We start from the raw sequence: 14,636 nt of genomic DNA, 5'->3' as shown, positions 1-14,636 counted from the left end.
GCCGGAATTACCCGGTACTCCTGCGAGCTGATTTCTACCGCTTCGGGCACCTAGGCGGGCGCGGCGGGGCCGGGCGTGTAGGGCTCCAACTCCCGGCCGAAAAAATGCCCTAGCGTTACGCCGTGCTGCGCTAGACGCTCCGGCATCGTATCTAGCTGGCAAAGCACCCCCAAATAACCGTCAGCGTAAAAATAGGCGCGCACGGTGGCCGGGCCGAAGTCGTTCATGTAGATATGAACGCGGGCACCGATGGCGGGCACCTCACCCTTGCCCGACCACTTAAGGCCAGCCGGTAAACCGGCGCGGGTGGGGTAGCCTATCCACTTCGGGCACTGCTCGGGGTCACCTGCCCAATCTAGGGGGCTAATTTGGGGCTGCTGGGAGGCGGGGGCTGGGGTTATCATATCGAAGGGAAAAGGGTATAGTGAGAAGATGAGCTGGGGGCTAGGCGGCAAGGGCTAATTGGCTGCCGAATACCACTCCGGCACGGGGGTTGGCCTGCTTGCGGCGGCTGGTCTTGCCTTGGGGCGCGGCTTCGGTTACGAGGCCCAAAAAGCCCGCTGCATGGGTGTAGCCCTTCACCTGTCGGAAGTGGCAAAGGTTCGTGCCGGGCTCCTGCACGGCCACTGTGGCCCCGACTGCGGGCACCGGCTGCTGGGCCGACCAATGCAAGCCACCGGGCAGCAGCGTTAAGCGGGGCGCGGCCTCGAACTCGGGCACCGGGTTGGTCAGCTGCGCGGCGGCATCCTGGCGGGCCTGCCGTTTGGCGGCGTTGCTGGCTCTCAGGCGCTCCAAGCGGGCGGCGGGAATGCGACGAGCGGGGCAGAAGGTTTGGGCGGATTTCATAAGAGTAAGGCGGCTGAGGTGAGGCGAAAAAGGCGGTTAGAACCAAGGGTTAGCTTTCCAAGCGGCCACGTCGGCGGCGCTGGCTGGGGTGGGCGTTTCGGCTGCGTCGGCGGGGTCGTAACGGTCAGCGGCTACTATCTCCGGGGGCTAAATCAAAAGCTTCGCTAAGCATGGCTAAAAGGCTGTTTCTTTGTTCGTTGCTTATACTTATTAAACGCAAAATAACCCGTTAAGTTTGCATATTTGTCATATTTAATCAAGATAATTTAGCTCCGTTTCTGGCACGGACCTTGATTTTTCCCTTTTGTTCTCTTTCGGGTGGTTGGGGCACTAAAAAAGCCCCTCCTGCGCTGGGAGGGGCTCTTTTCCTTTTGTCGCGGCCCTGGGCCGGCCGGATGGCTCCGGCCGGCGCTGGCTCCTGCCCTACTCGGCCTCGCTGGCTTCGTAGCTGGGCACAACCCCTAGAATGTGGTTGAGGGCTTTCTGTGCCTGGCTGGCGGCTGATATTATCAGCGTCTTATCGTTGCGTAGAGCCTGCAACCAGCTTTCTACATAGCTGGCCGTGTTGCTCTCGGTCACGCTCAGGTCAAGCCCTGCGGTATTGCTCAGGAAAGCGGCCCCCAACTCGGCTACCAGTTCTTCCTTGGCATAGGTCGGGCTGCCGAAAGCAGCCTTTTCGGTCAGCGTCGCCCGGTCGAGGCGCTTGCTGTGGCCGGTCGAGTGTACCAGCTCGTGAAACGTGGTGAGGTAAAAATCTTCGGCCGTGTGAAAGCTGCTGGCCTCGGGCATGGTCACGGTGTCGGTGCTCGTGCGGTAATAGGCTTCGCTGTCGCTGTACTGGATGCGGGGGCCACCGACGTAACCGGCAATAATCTGCTCGGCGGCCTGCTGGGGCGTGTGCTCCCGGCTGGGCACCTCGGGGAACTTCCACTCTATCCCATCAATCTGCGCCACGTTGAACACGGTTGAGCATTGCAGATAAGCCGACTTCTTTTCGTTGCCCTCGGCGTCCTCCTTCTTGGTCACTTTCCAGAATACTACCGGCATCCCTTTCTCCCCCCGGCGCACCTGGCCCCCTAGCTCCTGGGCCTGCTTGTAAGTCAGGTAGTATGCCTGCTCATAGGGCAGCATTCCAAGCAGCAGGGCGTTAATGCCGGTATATACGTGCTTGCTGCGGTAGTTGCGGGGGGCACCGCTGGCGGCGTTCCACGGCTTTTTCCACGGCGTAACCCCGTTTTCGAGGGCCATAATGATGCGGTTCGTAATGATTTCCTGCACGTCGGCGCGGGGGGCGAAGGTGGTTGCAGCTTCCATATCGAGGTGACTTAGTGGTGAGGGTTGCGGGTTAGGACAAGTAGTCAGGATGAGCGGCCGGGCCTAGTTCCTCGGCTTCCTTTTGCAGCGTGGTATCTTCCCAAGCTTCGCTCTCCTTCAAGGCTAAGAGCTTCCACTTCATGAGCTGGGCCGCGTTGGTGTTGGCGGCAATCAGGGCCTCGGCCTTCTCGCGGCGCTCCTTCGTGAATGCCGGATGGTTCAGGGCTTGCCGAAGGTTGCGGCGGGCCGATGATACCATGAGCATTTCACCAGAAGTAAGAGCGGGAGCGGCGGGCGTTTCCATGAGTAAAAGACTGTTTCTTTGCTTGTTACTTATACTTACTAAACGCAAAACCCCGTATTAACGTTGCATATTTGTCATAGTTAATTAAGATAATTTAGCGCCATTTCTGGCATGGTGCTTAATTTTTCCCTTTTGTTCTCTTTGCTGGCTGCCCTACTTTTTGCAATTGCAAATAGGCCGGGGCCTGGCAACTAATCTCCCTGCCCTGCGCTCACGTCGAGGGGGGAAAGCAATACTGCAGGTGTGAAGCGAAGCGGAGCACCTGCAGTATTGCCGGGCGGGTTTCTCCTTTTGTTCGCAGTAGGGATGGTAAGTGAGCGACCAACGGGAGCTGTCCGTTAGGACCGGAGCGAAGCGGAGCCCTGAACAGCCCGGCTATCCGCCCCCTAATAGAGTTAATAAGCTGACTGGCAGACCTTAAAAAAGCTGGTTTATTCGCTTGGAGCAAAAAAAGACCTCACCGAAACAGTGAGGTCTTTTTGATGGGAACAATGACCGTATATCAAAGCCGTGGGCCTCGTTTACGGGTTTCGGAGCTGGGCGGCTCAGGTTTCTGCTGCATCTGCTGCTGCTGCGCGGGCGCGACTGCCGGCGTACTGAGCACCTGCGCCGCCTGGCGTAGTTCCTGCACGTCGGGGCGCTCCTTCAGTGCCGGCGACTTATCGACGGTGGCCAACACCTTATCCAGATTTTCTTTGTCGGTGGCCCGTAGCTCCGGCTGCTTCACCAGGTACTTGCTCACCTCCTGCAAGCGGGCGGCATCCAACCCCGCGCCGGCTTCGCGTAGCTCCTTGGCCAGCGGGCCGGCTGCCTGCACGAATGACAAGCGGGCTTGGTCGTGCGCGGGGCTGTCGCTGGGCTGAATCTGCGGCTCGGCCTGCTTCTGCTGCTCCCGCTGCTGCTCCTGAGCGGCGACAAGCTGCCGGCGCTCCGTCTGGTCCTGCCCCGGCTCAATTACTGTTGCCTTGGGGTTCGTGGCCAGCGCATCGAGGGCCGCACTCAGCACTGGGAGAAGAGTTGAATCAACCGGGTAGCGCAAGGTCAGCTCGGTAGCAATTTCGCGGGGGCCGGCACCCTCCAACTTTAGCGAGTGGTCGATGTTCAGGCCCGCTTTCTCTAGGTTTTGCTGCAAGGAGCTGAGTTGGGATATTTCATCTCGGCTCTCCCGTAATTCGACTACTAGCAAACGCTCCCCTCTATCGCGGGCCTCGGCTTGCGCCTGGTGCTGCGCCGTGATTTTGCCCACACCAACCACCGGCTCATTTCTCCAGTGGTTCATGCCAAAACCGTGCTGGTCCTCCTCCACCGGGCCGAGTTCCCGCTTCACGACCTGCTGCATCTGGCCCTGCTTCAAGTCCTGGTTCCAATCCTTGCCCTGGCTCTTGACGATTTCAATTTTATGCTCATAGGCCAGGCTCTGCACCGCGCCCTGGTTAAAGGCCCCCAACGCCTCGCGGTTCATCGGAACGTGGAACTGGTAAGTATGGGGACCTAGCTTAGTGGACCTAATCAGCTCGTCGCTCAGCGTCTGGCTCATGGCCTGGCTGTTGGTTTCGCCGGCTTGTTCACGGTACTGGCGGGCGGTCTGGTCGTTGTACGCTTTGAGGTGGTTGGTCAGCGCCTGCACCCCGGCCGGGTTCGTAGCCATGACTTCGACGGTCAGCAGGTGTTTGTGCTCCCGAACTACCTTCATCGGGTTTTGCTCACTGGCAAAGCCTGCAAGGAGGCGCGTGTCGTAGTGATAGCCCTGGGTGTCGTTGTCAAAAGCCGCCTTGATGCCGCAAATCCTTTCCTCGTTGAGAACCCGCTTCATCTCAAACATTTTATTCTGCGTAAGTACGCCGGCCGTGGACGCATACAGCGCTTTCTCGCCGGGGTGCATCTGCGCGTAGGACAACGCATCGAGCGCGGATTCGGCCACGAGCATGTGCGCCGCTGGCCGACCCTCGGGGAGCTTGCTGAGCCACAGAGAGCGGGAAAACTCGCTCTCCGGGGCCTGGCCTTTATAGCCCTCGCCCTTCAGCTCCAACCCCACCACGCGCCCCTCGTGGTAAGCCGGAAACGCCGTATTTACGAACGTCTTGGCGGGCATCCCATCCTTCTGCACGGTGTGCAGCTGGTTCAGGATGCGGCCGGCGAACTGCGGATTTTGCAGCGTGGCCTTGTTGATGCCCCGGCTTTCGAGGTAGGTGGTGTTTTCCAGCGGCCGGCAGTCTTTGGTGTAGACGCTCTGGAACTTCTCGCCCGGCGCGGTTTCGCTGATGGGGGGTAGCTCCAGCTTGGGCCGCTGGGCCGCGGGCAAGTTCAGGTAGGCGCGGAAGTGGTCGTTGACGGTCTGCCACAGGTTGCGGCCAGGCTGCTGGTCAATGCCCACGATGCGGCCGGAGTTTACTCGGTTTTTCATCCAGTCGATGACGCTCCCCTTGTCGCGGTCATCGTGACTGTTAAAGTACATCCAGTCGTTACTGCGCCCTTTGAAAACAACGAGCGTATCATCCCCCTCGAAAACGTGCCACTTGCCCTTGCCTAAGCTCTCTCCTTTTTTGAGGGTATAGCCGTAGTGGGTCAGCAGCTCGGGGAGCTCTACTTGCTCCTTTATTTTCTGAAAAGTCAGGTCGTGTTCCATGCGGGGTGCAATAGGTGGTGGGGTAGGAAATGGCAAAAGACAGAAGCCCGAAAAAAGGCTTTCCGGGCTTCTGTAGGAAATAATCGGCCGAATGCGGCCGGCCCGTTAGAGGTGCGGCCCGCGCTTTACTTTAGGCGCTTCTACTTTGGGCATTTCCACCTTCGGGGCGGCTAGGGTAGCGGCCAGCGTGGTGCTGGGGGCCTGCTTCTGCTGCAACTCGTGGGCGGCGGGCCGAATCTCGATACACGCCTTGGCGGCGTTTACCTGCACGGTCCCATCAAACTTTCTGCCTTCGTCGCCACTCACCATGTTCGACAAGTCCACGGCCTTCCCTTCCTTCAGGTCGTGGCTTTGCTCCTTGGTCAGCTTGACGCCGGCGATGGTATCGTGTAAGGTAACCTTATTCTCGGGCAGAACGACCACTTGGTTCATAGTCTTATCCACCGAAACGTAGCCGTTGTACTCCTGGCCCTGCTCGTCTTTAAGGCCGCGGACCAAGCCCGCATTGCCCTCCGTTTCGAGCTTGTGGCGCTGCTCCGGGGTGAAGGGCTGCCCGCCAATCTCGTTGGGAATAACCAGATTCTTCTGGGGCAATTCCATTTTCAGGGTAGCCGTGCCGTCGGCTTCGCGGTGCAGCACCATCTTGCCCTCGAACCTCACGGGCGCCTGTCCATCCTTCCCGGCTACCTGCATGGGCAACAGGTCGGTTTTCTGGCCGCTCAGCAGCTTTTGTAGCTGGCCGTCCTGCTCTAGGCCGGCGGTGCTCAGGCCAAGCGAAGCCAGCACCTTTTGCGGCACGTCGGCCGCTTGAAACAGGATCGGGGTGTCGGCCGGGGCGGGCTGCCCGGGTGCCCTGGCGGCACTTGGTGCTGCGGACGGCGCGGCGGCAACTGCCGGCGCGGCAGGGCCGGTGGTCGTCTGGCCCTGGGGAGTCTGCTTCACCAGCTCGTCGCTGGGATCAAGCTGCGCCGAGCCGGCTTTCTTCAGTAAGCGGGCCTGCAGCTCCTGGCGGGTCTTGTCATAATCAACTTCCAAGGTCTGCCGGGTCTTGGGGTTGCCGGTCAGGTGGGCGTAGAAGTTCTTTAGAAACACGGACGCGGGGTTGCCGCTGGTGTCGATATCAAAGAGGCTTTTCCCCTCCTGCAGTACCTGTTCTGTGGTTTTACCCTGCTGCTGGGCCAATTGCTCTACCCGCTTCTCTCCGGCGCTTTGTTGTACTTGCTCCGGGACGGTCAGGGCCGACTTCGGCACGGCCGCTAGGTTGGCGCTCAGCGCGTCCCACTGCTTCACGCCGAAGGCTTCTTTTACCTGCTTGCTGCGCGGCGGCTCGTAGTCGTCGTCGTAGCCTACCTCCTGCCGACGAGCGGCGGCCTGACCGGGCTTTTCGATTACCTCCAGCCCGTTGCCAACTTGCTTAAGCCCCTGCACGATGGCTTCGAGCTGGGCAAGCTTGTTGGATTCCGGGTCGTAGCTCACGCCGAAGCTGCTGGTCAGCTTCCCGTGCTCGTCGCGCCCTATCTTCAGTGCGCCGACGGCTACTCCGGCTTCTTTGAGCTGGTCGAGGTAAGCGCGCATTTCCAGCAGCGGGGCTACCTCGTCGCCTCGTTGCTTCCACTGAATTTGCAGATCCCCGACGGGTTCCGTCGCGGGGGCCTCCGGCGTTGCGGCCGGGGCCTGCTGCTCAGCGGCCGTCTGCCGGGCCGGGGCGTTGTCGTCGGGTAGGGCCTGGGCCTTGCCGCGCAGCGCGTCGGCGTAGGCAGCCTGGCCTGGCTCTGGCCCTTGCTCGGCGCGGTTGGCGACTTCCTCCAGGTCTGCCTTTGCCTCGGGACGAGTAGCGCCCGTGGTGATAGTTGCCTCGTTGGCTAGGCCCTCGGCCTCGGTGGTCAGCGCGGCTTGCTCTCGCGCCTGGGGCGTCAGCTCGCCAGGTGTCTTCTGGTTGGGAGCCTGGGCGGGGATCGGGTTCTCTGCTTCGTCTGCCATCGGAAAGAGCGGTTAGGAATGATAGGATTGTATCGGGAAAAAAGAATAGGTAGGAACCTGCTCAGTTCCTACCTACCACCTTACTAAATTATTGAAAATGAGTTGCTCTATTGACTCTACCAATTAAGTTTTCCGTGCATGAGGATGCCCCGCAATTCGGCCATTTCCCGGTTGTGAGCCTCGGCGTACTGGTCCAGTCTTTTCAGCAGTTCGGCCCGGATACTCGCGCCCGCATCCTGGGTGGCATCTTGCAACTGAAGCTTGCTTACCAAGCCATTATTCTCAGTCAGTATCCAGTTTAGGTTATAGCCCTCCTTTTCGTATAGGGCCATCACCTTTAGCCAGTTTTCAATTTGCCCGCCCTTCCCGTTTTCCATCCGGTGAATGATGTTTTGGGTGAGGCCGGTCCGCTGGGCTACCTGGGCCTGGCTCCAGTTGTGCTCACCCTGCAGCCGGCCTAGCTCTTCGCGGATAATTACCAGTCGTTTCCCTACCCGTACGCTGTTGGGGTTCTCATTGGGGCCACTGGCCTTGTCTTTCGGCATTGTTACTCGTCTTTTTGCTTGATAAGGTGTTTTAGGTTGGGGTCGTTCTCGATTCTGGTCAGCTCCCGCTCGCAAAGCTCCTTCACATCGGTTTTAATCCGGTTGAAGTTTGCCTTTATCATTTCCTCTGCCTCATCCTGGCCGGTGGCCGGGTTTACGAAGCTGGTAATGTCAGGAATCGGCTGGTAGCTTTTTGCCTCGGCCGTTACCGTTTTCACGTCTACCTGAATCTTGGCGTGAAACACCTTCTGGTCGATTTCTTCCCCAAAATTGTCTGCTACGGCTCCCACGAAGTTCCCCTGGGTTAAGTTAGCAATCGTGCTGGCCGGAATCATGCTATCCATCTGCGTGGACAAGCTCGTGCTCGTCTCGCGCATGTTGATGCTCAGACTCTGGCGCTGCTGCAAGATTTTACCGAACCGTTCGCTCAGCCACTTGCCGCTGTTACCAGACACCTGACCGCTGAAAACGTTGCCTACGGTGTTCTTGATTACTTCTGCCTCCTTCTGGCCGTAGTCGCGCTCTAGTTGCGAAAAGTCCTGAAAGCCAAGGCAGGTAGACACTTTATTGCTGCGGGCCGTGGCTATCAGGTTGTCGAGGCCCTTAAAGTAAATCGTGGGCAGTTCGTCGATGATGAGCGACGATTTAAGCTTGCCCTTCTTGTTTACCAGCTTCACGAGGCGGGCATTGTAGAGGCCCAGCGCCGCCCCGTAGATAGCCTGCCGGTCGGGGTTGTTGCCTACGCACAAGACCTTGGGCGCATCCGGGTTATTAATGTCGAGGGTGAAGTCATTGCCCGACATCACCCAATAAAGCTGCGGCGAAGCCAGCCGGCCCAGCGGGATACGGGCACTGGCAATCTGACCCTCTAGTTGCTCGATGGCATCCTTCTGGAAGGCCGACACGAATGGCTTGACCAAGTTCTCAATCTCGGGGTAAGAGGCCAGCACGGGAAAGATTTCCTCGTAGTCCCGGCCCAGAAACTCAATGACGTGGGGGAAGGTGCAGTATTTGCCCTTGTCGTAGAGTTTCAGAAACCAGATGATAGCGGCCACAAAGTTTATCGGGCTCTCCACGAAGAAGTCCCCCTGCTTCTGAATCCAGCTCTTATTCAGGTTGAGCATGATGGTCGAGGCGCTTTCGTAAGCGTCCACGATGTCACTCATTAGCTCGGGCAGCAGCGGGTTGCAGCGGTGGCTTTTGCGGGGGTTGTCAAAGTTAATGACGTAGAAACCCACGGGCCGGTCAAACTTGTCCTGATGCTTCAGCAGTTCGTTGTAGCAGATGCGGCTGAGGTCGTCGAACTTGTAGTCGTATATGTACATGCAGAAGCCCTTGGCCAGGTGCTGCCGGATGAACTCGTTGATGACGGCGAAGCTCTTGCCGCTACCCGGCGTTCCCAGCACCATCGTAGCCCGGAACGGATTTACCACGTTCAGCCAACCTTGCCGCCGCTTGCCGCGCAACTGGTAGGTGGTGCGCAGGTTCACCGAGTACTCGTTTTCCATCTTCCGCTCCTCCTGCGGAAAGCTCTCGTTCTCCTTATTGAAAATGTCTTTCATCAGGTTGTTGTTGAACAGCCGGCTCAGCCAGGCCCCGGCGCTCAGCAGCAGCAGGAACCCGCCGCTCACGGCTGCCACGTAGAGGAGCGTAGCCACCCCTGGGCTCATGGGAATAGAGCGCACCACGTCGGCCCCAAACAGCAGCACCAGCCCAATCAAGGCGTAGCCGGCAACCGACCTGCCCTGCAGCTTCTCGTCGGCGCGGCCCTTGGTGCCCAAGCAGCTCAGCACCAGGAAAACCACTGCCATCGCCTTGCTAATCCAGCTGGCCTTGAACAGAAAGGTGTTTCGCGTAAAATTGCCCATCAGCTTTTCAATGACGGGGTGACTCCATCCCATCGACTTGAAGTAGCCGAAGCAGAAATAATAGATGTTCACGGCCAGTAGCGCAATGGCGAAAAGCCGCATGAAATCCATTATCTTCTTGATTCCTTTGTCATCTTCCATTGGTGGGTGTCAGTGTAGGCTGAGTAGTGAGAGAATACCATTTAGAGGCGCGGGCCTCTTTTTTCCTGTCCTGGGGTGGGGTGCTTGGGCCCGGGGGCGGCAAGCTTCCGCACTTGGTCCGTTGCCACTGGGGCCCGCAACGCCTCCCACAGCTGTGCGCCCTTGTAGCCTACTTCCTGGCCTTTCACGGCTACGCCGTTCAACTCAAAGCTAACCCCGCGTAGGACGCTGCCTTTGTCGTGGGTGTAGCGCACCTGAATTTGCTGCCGCCGTAGCTGCTCCTGCAACCACAGCTCCCCTCCCCTCCCCTGCTCGGCCAGCAGGCACTGTACGGCCTGGCGTACAGCCTCCCGGGCTGCCTCCTTGCCTGGGTCCACGTCCTTGATGCTCTGTCGGCGCTCCGGGAGCGGCTGCATTCCTAGCTCCTGGCTTATTTGCCTCGTGATGGCGGGCTGCCGGTAAAAGTTGTTGCTCGTGCGCAAGGCCGGGCCACCGTCGAGCGGCACCCGGTTCAGGTAGATGTGGACGTGGGCGTGTCTCTTGTCCAGGTGCTCGTACACGACCACCTGGTGACGCTCAACGGGCGCCCCCATCAGCTCGCAGTACCGCTTTATGGCCGCGACCTTTTGGGCCTGGCTAACCTGCTCGCCGGCCTTCCACGAAAGCACGGTGTGCCATACGGGCTTCTGTATCTTCTTACTCTCTGAGGCTATACTCTGCATCTGCCGGGCCATAAGCGGCGGCGCGGCAAGTAGCACGTTGGAAGTATAGAGCGGCTGGGCCTCGCCTGGCTCCTTGGCCTTGCCTTTTCGCAGGCCTGCGCCGTAGGTCAGGGCACCCTCAAAATCGCTGCCGGTAACCGTCTTTGCAATCATGCCAGCAAGCTAAGGATGGTGCTTATTGCCTCGCTCAATTTGGCTTCGTGGCTATGAAAGTGCTTACCGGAGTTAGCTATGCGGGCAATCTGATTTAAGTTGTTACCGATACCAACTAACTGGCCGCGTATTTCCGGCGGTAGTTTCTCCCGTATCTCGCTGCCCTGCCCTACGTCGCGTAGGTAAGCGGATACGCTCTTGTAGCCGGCTTGGCGAGCCTTTTTCTCAATTACTTTCTTTTCATCCTCAGTCACGCGAACAGGTATCATCTTGTCGCGAGCTGGCTCCTTACTTTCGGACGCGGTATCAGCGGACATTTCTCTTGTATTGACTAGGTGGCTTAAACTATGGCTGAATCTATTTTACGGCTATTTTTCGAGATCAGGCTTTAGCAAGCCAAGCCAAGTGAGCCTGCGAACTTGGCGGTGCCATTGTAAGATGCAAACGAAGTTTGTATATACAATGGCATGGCTTGCTGTTCGATTGAACGAGCTGGCAGAACGGGGGCGTTGCACGGTCGTTGCACGGGGCTGCTACTAATATTAATCGGATGCTGTGGTGTTATGATGTTATGATGCTATGGTGCTGAAATAATCAGTATTCCTACTAGGATAACGTAGTAAGATAGATCCACAAGAAACTCTATCCATGTGATGCTGTGGTGTTATGGTGCTGTGGTGTTATGGTGCCAAATACTGATTATCCTACTTGCAGCTAACCGATGTTTAGATGATATGGTGCTATGATGATGAGGTGATGTATATCTTAGATGTTTTGGTGCCAAGGTGTTATGATGTTTTGGTGTACTGGTACTGAGGTGCTATGATTACAAGGTGTTAAGGTGCTATGATGTTATGATATTTTGGTGTTTTGTTGATATGGTGTTAAGGTGCTCTGGTAATAGGATGCTATAATGCTTTGGTGCCGTGGTGCTCGGCTTGTAAAAACCGATCTATATTTGTCTAACCTTCAACTAACCGGATTGCCCCCATGAGTGAACCCAAAGTAATTGCCTTTGCGACCCAAAAAGGAGGCGCTGGCAAGTCTACCATCAGCGTACATGTCGCCTCGGCCCTGGCCTATGTCTATGGCTACAAAGTAGCCATCCTGGATTGCGACTACCCCCAAAACACCGTGCAGGTGTACCGCAACCAGGAATTGCAGAAAATCAACACGGACGAGGCATTCAAAAACCGCCTGCTCAACCAGGGCATAACGCCCTACCCGGTCAGCATTTCCAGCGTGGAAAAGGCCGTTGATTCCATTGAGGCACTGGAAAAGCAGGGCTTCGATTTCATTTTGGTAGACACGCCCGGTACTATCAACATCACGGGTTTGCCGGAATTGCTGCGCATGGTGCAGTACATCTTTCTGCCTATGGAGGCAGATCAGGGCACAGTAGCCTCGACGGCGGGCTACATGCAGATATTGGGCAACTACCTCAAATCCGCCCAACCAGACCCGGACGAATCGAACTTGCTAGGCTATTACGCTTTCTGGAATCGCTTCGTCAAGTCGGAAAAGAAAGCCACGTACGACAAGATAGAAGAGTTTTTTCAGCAGAAGGGTCTACCTCTACTGCAAAGCCGCGTGGAACTGCTCATTGGCTACAAAGAGAAGCGTTCTACCCTGTTCTCCCTGCCGGAGCGCGAACTAGAGAAGCTGGGTCTGGGCAAGCTGATTATGGAAATCCTTTCCATCGTACTCGGCCCTGGGCAAGTAACCCCCTCCGGCAAAGTCATTGAGCTGCCCGCTGCTGCTTCCTCTGTGGAAGCCGGCATATCCGATGATTCGCACTAATCCTACTACACACCTTCAAAAGATTCAATTCACCGATGCCGAAGCCAAAACCAAAAAGCGAGGAAGAAAAGAAAGCGGCCCTGGACCGCATGCTGAGCATGGCCGCCACGACTAACCACTTGACCGGTGCGGGAGCTGTAGCAGCCCCTGCGGAACCGGCCAGCGGCTCTGCGGCCGCTCTTTCCCCGGCGCATACGACTGGAATTGAGGAACAAGAGGGAGAAAAAGCCCTGCCCGCCCCAACCGGCGAAACCGCCGCTACGGTACCTGATTTTGAGCCGGCCCTGGTTGCGGCCCTGGCAGCGCCAACTCCTTCCCCAGCCCCTGAACCCACGGCGGCGGAGCCGGCGCAGGCTCCGGCTGCTGCTCTTGTGGCCCCCGGGGCCGCCGATCCGGCCGGGAAATCGGCCCCGGAAGAAGAACATTCATCGGAAGCTATATCAGAATCAGCGGCAACCGTAGAGGTATCAAATGCTACTGTTGAGGCTGGCAGTTTTGACCTAACTTCTTTATTTATTCCTCCCGCGGAGAAGAAGACCGCGCAAATGCGGCTCACAAATAGCCACTACCAGTATTTGCTTCTTCTGGGAACCATCGTAGGCGGGGGCGCGACGCCCCCGGATATTGTGTACAATCTTATTCAGCAGTTTATCGACAAGCACGATCCGCAAGTGCAAAAGGCCATTAGCAAGCAGCTGCGCCAGCGTCAAGGCAAGAAGTAATCTCTCACCTTCAAACCCCTTTTCCTCATGTTTAACCAATATACCTGGGGCGACTTTGCCCTATTTGTTCTGGTGCTCGTCCTAGTCTACTATGCGGTAGTGGGCTTTCTGTACTACCGGCAAGAGATAGGGTCCTTCTTTACCCAGAAGGGTGGGGGAGGGGCACAGTTCGTCGGCGCGGGGCCAGCTGCTGCGGCCTCCGGTCCGCCCCCGCTGGTGCGTACCACCTCGGCTTTCGTGGCGGCGACGCCCACGGCGACGGAATCCAGGGAGTTGGTGGAAGCGCCGGAAGGCGTAGCCGGCGCGGTGCAGAATCTGCCCGACGGGCAGGCGGTAGCGGAAGTAAACGGGTCGCTGCCGGCTTCCACGGCGGCGGCAACAGGTCAGGACGATGGCCAGGCAGCCGCGGTGATGACGGGTTCAGCCGGTGGGGCCGAAACGGAAACGGATACGGCCGCGCTGGATGACGAGCAGCGCACCGAAGCGCTGGATGAGGTTGACAAGCACCTGGCCGCCCGGGCTCGTCAGTTGGCAATGGAAATGCCAACGGAGAAAACTCAAGTAGAGCTGGAGAAGGTTATTGAAAAAACCAATAATATAGGTACTGATATTGAAACTACAAGTCCCGTTTACCACGTAGAAGCTGAAACGGCGTATGAGCAAGAGTCAGTGAATGAGACTGATATGCTTTATTCGTTCCAAAAGCCCATCGCATCGCCTGGCGATGTGGTTCCTGTCGCCACTGAGCAGCTATTTACAGTGACCTCAGTGGTGGAGTTTATCGCGCAGGCCCAAGCGGGCAACCGGCCCGCTATTCCGACTGCTATTCGAGAAACGACTCTAGCTAGCCTGGTGGCGGGCCGGGTAGCAGAAAACAATGCTGAATTAAGCGCCCTATTTGGCGCAGATACCTGATTAATCCTTTCACTATTTTTTCCTTTCCATGAAGAACCAACGCATCGCCCGCACGCTTTCTACTGCCGCATTAGTACTGGCTGCCCGTGTAATGTATGGTCAGGGCGGCAACGGTACTGCTGGCATCCAGGATGCCACGACGCAGGTAACGAGCTATTTCGACCCCTTGACCAAGCTGATGTATGCTATCGGCGCGGTGCTAGGCCTGGTGGGTGCTATCAAGGTGTATAGCAAGTGGAACTCCGGGGATCAGGACACGCAGAAAACGGCCGTGTCGTGGTTTGGCTCCATGATTTTCCTGGTCATTGTGGCCACGGTGGTACGGGCCTTTTTCCTCTAAGCTACGGGTATGCCCTACTACGATTTGAACCGGGGCATTAACAAGCCCGTGGAATTTAAGGGCCTGGTAGGAAACAACATTTATTTCCTGGTCGCGGGTATCAGCCTCACGTTCGTTCTGTTCGTCACCCTCTACATGCTGGGTGTGCCTCTGCTGCTCACACTACTCCTCACCTTCGCCGCTGGCGGGGGAATGTGGGCGGGGGTGTTTGCACTGAACCGCAAGTACGGGGAGCATGGGTTGATGAAAGCCAGTGCACGGCGCTCGTCGCCTAAGTATATCACGAATCGGCAAAGTCGCTTATTCCAACAACTCAACCAGGACCGGACCGGGCGCGCTTAGCGCCCGGTTTTGGTTGGA

Annotated in this window: 15 protein-coding genes; 5 read left to right on the top strand and 10 right to left on the bottom strand. The window is 57.6% G+C overall.

Features of this window, described 5'->3' with window-relative positions; genetic code table 11:
* Positions 1 to 50: 50 nt before the first annotated feature.
* The 10 genes from IEW18_RS19840 to IEW18_RS19795 form a co-directional block, all read right to left on the bottom strand.
* Positions 51 to 404, bottom strand: coding sequence for a hypothetical protein (locus tag IEW18_RS19840; RefSeq protein ID WP_188559631.1), 354 nt, complete (start codon positions 402 to 404; stop codon positions 51 to 53).
* 40 nt (positions 405 to 444) lie between these two features.
* Entirely contained in the window at positions 445 to 846 is a 402-nt protein-coding gene (locus tag IEW18_RS19835; RefSeq protein ID WP_188559630.1) for a hypothetical protein, read from the bottom strand.
* A 423-nt stretch (positions 847 to 1,269) separates the two neighbouring features.
* Entirely contained in the window at positions 1,270 to 2,160 is an 891-nt protein-coding gene (locus tag IEW18_RS19830) for an ArdC family protein (protein WP_188559629.1), read from the bottom strand.
* A 31-nt stretch (positions 2,161 to 2,191) separates the two neighbouring features.
* Positions 2,192 to 2,464, bottom strand: a complete 273-nt coding sequence (locus IEW18_RS19825) for a hypothetical protein (RefSeq protein WP_188559628.1) — start codon at positions 2,462 to 2,464, stop codon at positions 2,192 to 2,194.
* Positions 2,465 to 2,966: 502 nt separating this feature from the next.
* Positions 2,967 to 5,090: a toprim domain-containing protein gene (locus IEW18_RS19820; protein WP_188559627.1), complete on the bottom strand. Its 2,124-nt coding sequence runs from the start codon at positions 5,088 to 5,090 to the stop codon at positions 2,967 to 2,969.
* 105 nt (positions 5,091 to 5,195) lie between these two features.
* Positions 5,196 to 7,070, bottom strand: coding sequence for a DUF3945 domain-containing protein (locus IEW18_RS19815; protein WP_188559626.1), 1,875 nt, complete (start codon positions 7,068 to 7,070; stop codon positions 5,196 to 5,198).
* Between the two features lie 116 nt (positions 7,071 to 7,186).
* On the bottom strand, positions 7,187 to 7,615 hold the full coding sequence (locus tag IEW18_RS19810; protein ID WP_188559625.1) for a helix-turn-helix domain-containing protein: 429 nt from the start codon (positions 7,613 to 7,615) through the stop codon (positions 7,187 to 7,189).
* 2 nt (positions 7,616 to 7,617) lie between these two features.
* Entirely contained in the window at positions 7,618 to 9,624 is a 2,007-nt protein-coding gene (mobC, locus tag IEW18_RS19805) for a conjugal transfer protein MobC (RefSeq protein ID WP_188559624.1), read from the bottom strand.
* Between the two features lie 41 nt (positions 9,625 to 9,665).
* Positions 9,666 to 10,499: a relaxase/mobilization nuclease domain-containing protein gene (locus tag IEW18_RS19800; protein ID WP_188559623.1), complete on the bottom strand. Its 834-nt coding sequence runs from the start codon at positions 10,497 to 10,499 to the stop codon at positions 9,666 to 9,668.
* The gene (locus tag IEW18_RS19795; RefSeq protein WP_229728873.1) at positions 10,496 to 10,768 is read right to left on the bottom strand and encodes a plasmid mobilization protein; all 273 of its coding nucleotides are present in this window, start codon (positions 10,766 to 10,768) and stop codon (positions 10,496 to 10,498) included. The genes IEW18_RS19800 and IEW18_RS19795 overlap by 4 nt, the downstream gene beginning before the upstream one ends.
* Before the next feature lie 721 nt (positions 10,769 to 11,489).
* Between IEW18_RS19795 and IEW18_RS19790 the strand changes: the two genes are divergently transcribed.
* The 5 genes from IEW18_RS19790 to IEW18_RS19770 are packed head-to-tail and all read left to right on the top strand — an operon-like array spanning position 11,490 to position 14,618.
* Positions 11,490 to 12,299 carry a ParA family protein gene (locus IEW18_RS19790; protein ID WP_188559621.1) on the top strand — a complete coding sequence of 270 codons (810 nt, stop codon included), beginning with the start codon at positions 11,490 to 11,492 and terminating at the stop codon, positions 12,297 to 12,299.
* Between the two features lie 35 nt (positions 12,300 to 12,334).
* A complete protein-coding gene (locus IEW18_RS19785) occupies positions 12,335 to 13,021 on the top strand; it encodes a hypothetical protein (protein ID WP_188559620.1) in 687 nt (228 codons plus the stop codon).
* A gap of 27 nt (positions 13,022 to 13,048) precedes the next feature.
* Positions 13,049 to 13,936, top strand: coding sequence for a hypothetical protein (locus IEW18_RS19780; RefSeq protein WP_188559619.1), 888 nt, complete (start codon positions 13,049 to 13,051; stop codon positions 13,934 to 13,936).
* 28 nt (positions 13,937 to 13,964) lie between these two features.
* Positions 13,965 to 14,276, top strand: a complete 312-nt coding sequence (locus IEW18_RS19775) for a DUF4134 domain-containing protein (RefSeq protein ID WP_188559618.1) — start codon at positions 13,965 to 13,967, stop codon at positions 14,274 to 14,276.
* A gap of 9 nt (positions 14,277 to 14,285) precedes the next feature.
* The gene (locus IEW18_RS19770) at positions 14,286 to 14,618 is read left to right on the top strand and encodes a DUF4133 domain-containing protein (protein ID WP_188559617.1); all 333 of its coding nucleotides are present in this window, start codon (positions 14,286 to 14,288) and stop codon (positions 14,616 to 14,618) included.
* Positions 14,619 to 14,636 lie beyond the last annotated feature (18 nt).

The sequence above is a fragment of the Hymenobacter glacieicola genome (assembly GCF_014640315.1).
Lineage (GTDB): Bacteria > Bacteroidota > Bacteroidia > Cytophagales > Hymenobacteraceae > Hymenobacter > Hymenobacter glacieicola.
This window is presented reverse-complemented; position numbering and strand designations above follow the sequence as displayed.

Bases quoted from the DNA above. Each gene is read 5' to 3' on its own strand.
- IEW18_RS19840 (WP_188559631.1), bottom strand. From the start codon at position 404: ATGATAACCCCAGCCCCCGCCTCCCAGCAGCCCCAAATTAGCCCCCTA.
- IEW18_RS19835 (WP_188559630.1), bottom strand. From the start codon at position 846: ATGAAATCCGCCCAAACCTTCTGCCCCGCTCGTCGCATTCCCGCCGCC.
- IEW18_RS19830 (WP_188559629.1), bottom strand. From the start codon at position 2,160: ATGGAAGCTGCAACCACCTTCGCCCCCCGCGCCGACGTGCAGGAAATC.
- IEW18_RS19825 (WP_188559628.1), bottom strand. From the start codon at position 2,464: ATGGAAACGCCCGCCGCTCCCGCTCTTACTTCTGGTGAAATGCTCATG.
- IEW18_RS19820 (WP_188559627.1), bottom strand. From the start codon at position 5,090: ATGGAACACGACCTGACTTTTCAGAAAATAAAGGAGCAAGTAGAGCTC.
- IEW18_RS19815 (WP_188559626.1), bottom strand. From the start codon at position 7,070: ATGGCAGACGAAGCAGAGAACCCGATCCCCGCCCAGGCTCCCAACCAG.
- IEW18_RS19810 (WP_188559625.1), bottom strand. From the start codon at position 7,615: ATGCCGAAAGACAAGGCCAGTGGCCCCAATGAGAACCCCAACAGCGTA.
- mobC (WP_188559624.1), bottom strand. From the start codon at position 9,624: ATGGAAGATGACAAAGGAATCAAGAAGATAATGGATTTCATGCGGCTT.
- IEW18_RS19800 (WP_188559623.1), bottom strand. From the start codon at position 10,499: ATGATTGCAAAGACGGTTACCGGCAGCGATTTTGAGGGTGCCCTGACC.
- IEW18_RS19795 (WP_229728873.1), bottom strand. From the start codon at position 10,768: ATGATACCTGTTCGCGTGACTGAGGATGAAAAGAAAGTAATTGAGAAA.
- IEW18_RS19790 (WP_188559621.1), top strand. From the start codon at position 11,490: ATGAGTGAACCCAAAGTAATTGCCTTTGCGACCCAAAAAGGAGGCGCT.
- IEW18_RS19785 (WP_188559620.1), top strand. From the start codon at position 12,335: ATGCCGAAGCCAAAACCAAAAAGCGAGGAAGAAAAGAAAGCGGCCCTG.
- IEW18_RS19780 (WP_188559619.1), top strand. From the start codon at position 13,049: ATGTTTAACCAATATACCTGGGGCGACTTTGCCCTATTTGTTCTGGTG.
- IEW18_RS19775 (WP_188559618.1), top strand. From the start codon at position 13,965: ATGAAGAACCAACGCATCGCCCGCACGCTTTCTACTGCCGCATTAGTA.
- IEW18_RS19770 (WP_188559617.1), top strand. From the start codon at position 14,286: ATGCCCTACTACGATTTGAACCGGGGCATTAACAAGCCCGTGGAATTT.